The organism is Xenorhabdus sp. PR6a (genome assembly GCF_028599065.1).
Taxonomy (GTDB): domain Bacteria; phylum Pseudomonadota; class Gammaproteobacteria; order Enterobacterales; family Enterobacteriaceae; genus Xenorhabdus; species Xenorhabdus doucetiae.
In genome coordinates, this window is sequence record NZ_JAQRFJ010000113.1 from 1 (window position 1) to 4158 (window position 4158).

Here is a 4158-nt window from a genome sequence, read left to right on the forward strand (position 1 = left end):
GGGCGTGACTCTTCAGGCGGGGGAAAACCTGACGGCCGAAGGGGCGCAGGTTGACAGCCGGTCAGGCCCTATCGGGCTGGATGCCCAAACGGTGAATATCAGGGAGGCGCGTCAGCGTGTGGCAGACCAGGACAGCGAGCGCAAGCGCGAGGGCAGCACGCACAGCCGGCGGGAGATGGAAAGCGTCAGCGAGCACAGTGTGGGCAGTACCTTCAGCGGGCGTGACGGCGTTGCGGTGACGGCCCGTGAAGGGGATATCACGGTCACCGGCAGTACGCTGCACAGTGAACTGGGGGCGCTTGAATTGCAGGCGAAACAGGATATTACGCTGAACAGCGCCACGGAAAGTGACTATCAGTTCTCAGCATCCAGTGCGAATAAAAAAGGCGTGCTGTCGAAAAGCAGCCGCCATACCGTACAGGAAGACCGCGTAACCCGTGAGCAAGGTACCCTGCTCAGCGGCGACAGTATCCGTATCACGGCGGGCAACGACCTGAGCGTGAGCGGGTCGGCGGTCGCCGGGGATAAGGACGTGACCCTGCAGGCAGGCAATAACGTGGCGATTACCGCCGCCACGGAAACCGAATCCCATTATTTACTGGACGAGAAGAAAAAGAGCGGCCTGCTCAGCAGCGGGGGTATCGGTTTCACCGTGGGCAGTCAGTCCACCCGTCATCAGGTTAACGAAGACGGCACCACCCAGAACCAGAGTGTCAGCACGGTGGGCAGCAGCCAGGGCAATGTGAATATCACGGCGGGTAACCGGGTGCAGGTCGGCGGGGCCGATTTGGTGGCCGGGCAGGATATCACGGTCACCGGCGACAGCGTGCAGATTGACCCGGGTCAGGACACACGCCGCCGGGAAGAGACGTTCGAGCAGAAACAGTCGGGCCTGACGCTGGCGCTGTCCGGCGCGGTGGGCAGTGCGCTCAATACCGCAGTCAGTACGGCCCAGCAGGCCAGAACTGGGGGAGACGGGCGGCTGAAAGCGCTGAAAGGCACCCAGTCGGTGCTGTCCGGGGCGCAGGGCTATCAGGCATGGCAGCTCAGTCAGGCGGAATCCGCGAAAGCGGATGTGATTAATCAGGCCGGCGGTAACGCGGAAAAACCGACCGATACCATTGGCATCCAGCTCTCTTACGGCAGCCAGTCAGCGAAATCCGAAACCCGCACGGAACAGACACAGTCACAGGGCAGCCAGCTCAATGCCGGGCGGGATATCCGTATCACCGCGAAAGGTGACAAGGCACAGGCAGACAGCGGCAATATTCAGGTTGCCGGCAGCAGTCTGAAAGCCGGCCGGGATGTGGCTTTGGACGCCAAACAGGATATTTCACTCACGTCCGCCGAAAATACCCAGACCATGCGCGGTGAAAACAGCAGCAAGGGCGGCAGTGTCGGTGTGGGTCTGACCGCCGGTCAGGGCGGTTACGGCATCAAATTCTCCGCCAGTGTCAACAAGGGCAAGGGGCATGAAACCGGCGACGGCGTGACCCACAGCGAAACACTGATTGATGCCGGTAATCAGGTCAGCCTGAAAGCCGGCCAGGACACCACGCTCAAAGGGGCGCAGGTCAGCGGGGATAAAGTGACCGCCGATGTCGGCCGTCACCTGCACCTGCAAAGTGAGCAGGATAAGGACAATTACGATGCCAAACAGGAAAACATCAGTGCGGGTGCCAGCTTTACTTATGGATCAATGAGCGGTTCGGCCAGTGTCAATGCCAGCCGTGACAAAATCCACAGTCAGTTCGAGTCCGTTAACGAGCAGACCGGGATTTTTGCCGGCCAGGGCGGCTTTGATATCAAGGTGGGGGAACATACCCAGCTTGACGGTGCGGTGATTGCCAGCACCGCCGATAAGGACAAGAACCGTCTGGAGACGGGCACACTGGGCTTTAGTGATATTGAGAACAAGGCGGAATACCAGAGCGAACACCAGAGTGTCGGTATCAGCACCGGCGGCGCGGTGGGCAGCCAGCTGGCGTCCAATATGGCCTCGAATATGCTGGCCGGCAGCAATCACAGTGACAGCAAGTCTTCCACGACCCATGCGGCGGTCAGTGACGGCACGATAACGATTCGCGATGCGGATAAGCAGCAACAAGATGTGGCGGGCTTAAGCCGCGATACCGACAACGCGGCCAACAGCCTGACGCCGATTTTTGACAAGGAGAAAGAGCAGCAGCGGCTGGCACAGGCGCAGGCCATTGCCCAAATCGGCACCCAGGTGCTGGATATTTACAGTACGCAAGCGGCCATCACCGCAACAAAAACCGCCACGGAAAAACTGAAAGACCCGCAAACGCAGCAGGCTCTGAAACAGCAGGCCGAAGCGCAGCTGAAACAGGAAAACAGCGACATCACACCTAAATCCATTGCCGACCGGGCGCATAAAATCGCTTACGATGCGGCGCTTAAGGCACAGGGTGCAGAAATTGGCGGCGGCCAGCGTCAGGCGGTTACGGCGGTGGTCACCGCCCTGCAAGGGCTGGCCGGCGGGGATATTAAAGCGGCCATCGCCGGCGGCGCAGCGCCTTATCTGGCCAATGCGGTCAAGGAGCTGACCTACGGCGGTAAAGCGTATGAGCAACTGACGGACGGGGAAAAAGCGACTAATTTGCTGGCGCACGCGATTTTAGGCGGCGTGATTGCTGAAATGCAAGGCGGCTCAGCGACGGCGGGCGCGGTGGGTGCGGCCAGCGGGGAACTGGCGGCCTCGGCGATTGCGGGTGTGCTCTATCCCGACAAGAATCTGGGTGAGCTGTCATCAGATGAAAAAGAAAGGGTCAGTAACCTGTCCACTCTGGCGGGCGGACTGGCGGCTGGGCTGGCGACGGATTCCACGGCGGGCGGGGTGAGTGGGGCGCAGACAGCGAAGAACGCGGTTGAAGCGAACTATCTGCACGAAGATGAAAGTCGCCGTTTTGATAAAGAACTGGCGGAGTGCAAGGCGAAGGGAGGCGACTGTGGCGCGGTTATTCAGAAGTACTTGGATATCAGCAATAAGAACAGCGCTGAATTACAGGAAAAATGCAGCGGAGGCGGTATTACCTGCGTAACCTATGAAGATCTTATTCAAGCAAATACCAATGTTGCACTTGATGCAGCGCCTATGCAAATCCGGATGTCAGAGAAACTGAAAGATCCGGATGCCATTAAGATAGTGCAATATTTGAACGGTAAGGATTTGCAGTTCCTGAAAGACAATATTACCACTTCTAACAGAGTTGCGGCTGTCGCCTTGGATCCAACATCATGGCCTGTGATGATCTTTGGCGGCAAGGCCATTATTAATGGCGTTGGAGCAAAAGAGCAATTATTGGCTGCGGGAGTTTCTAGCGGAATGAATGCAGCAATTCAGTACGGTACTTCAGGAAATGTAACATTATCAGATGTGATTGGAGCCGGAGCTGTTGGTTTAATTACCGGAGGAAAAGGATATGCCCCAACAGTTAATTGGAACGCAGTAGGTGGTTATTATACGGCAGAAATTAAAGGGGATGATCCTTTCCTTGGAGCACTTATGGCAAAAGCTGGAGCAAGCGTAGGTTATACAGGAACAGCGGTGATAAAAGTACCTATGGATAAGGTGTTAAACCCTATCTCTAAACAGTATGAATGGGTGCCGACAGGTGTCTGGACAATTACAAAACCAGTAAAACAAAACCCAATACCAAATATAGTAGGGAATACTGTAGGGAGTGCAACTACTGAATCAACGGTAAATAGTCTTTCTAAAAAAGAGGTTACAAGTGAAAAATAGGAAAAAAACGTGTATTCATCTAGTTATTTTATGTTGTTACTCATGTGTTTCTATTTTTCTTGCTCTTTTTATTGTTTTTTCTTTTATGAGTTGGTTGAGTCCAGCCTCCTCTAATAATTGGGATGATATAAGAAGTTACTTGAATAGAAATCTATTATTGTCAATGAAGTTAGGATTAATGGGAGTACCCTTAGGAATAATATTATGGATATCATATTATTATAAGAAATAAGTGACATTATCGCTATTGTGCATGAAGAAGTGATTTCAATAAGATGGTCGGATCACTTCTTGGTTAACCGAACTGTGACTGTTGTCCTCGATCCTACGTCTTGTCCCGTTATACTTTTTGGTGCAAAGGCGATGATTCAGGGTGCAAAAGGTAAAGAACA

At 54.3% G+C, this 4158-nt stretch carries 1 protein-coding gene; it reads left to right on the forward strand.

All coding sequences use genetic code 11. The features are described from left to right. Positions 1 to 3766, forward strand: a 3766-nt coding sequence (locus PSI15_RS17200) for a hemagglutinin repeat-containing protein (RefSeq protein ID WP_273584589.1), incomplete at its 5' end; no start/stop codon positions are given. Positions 3767 to 4158: the final 392 nt, after the last annotated feature.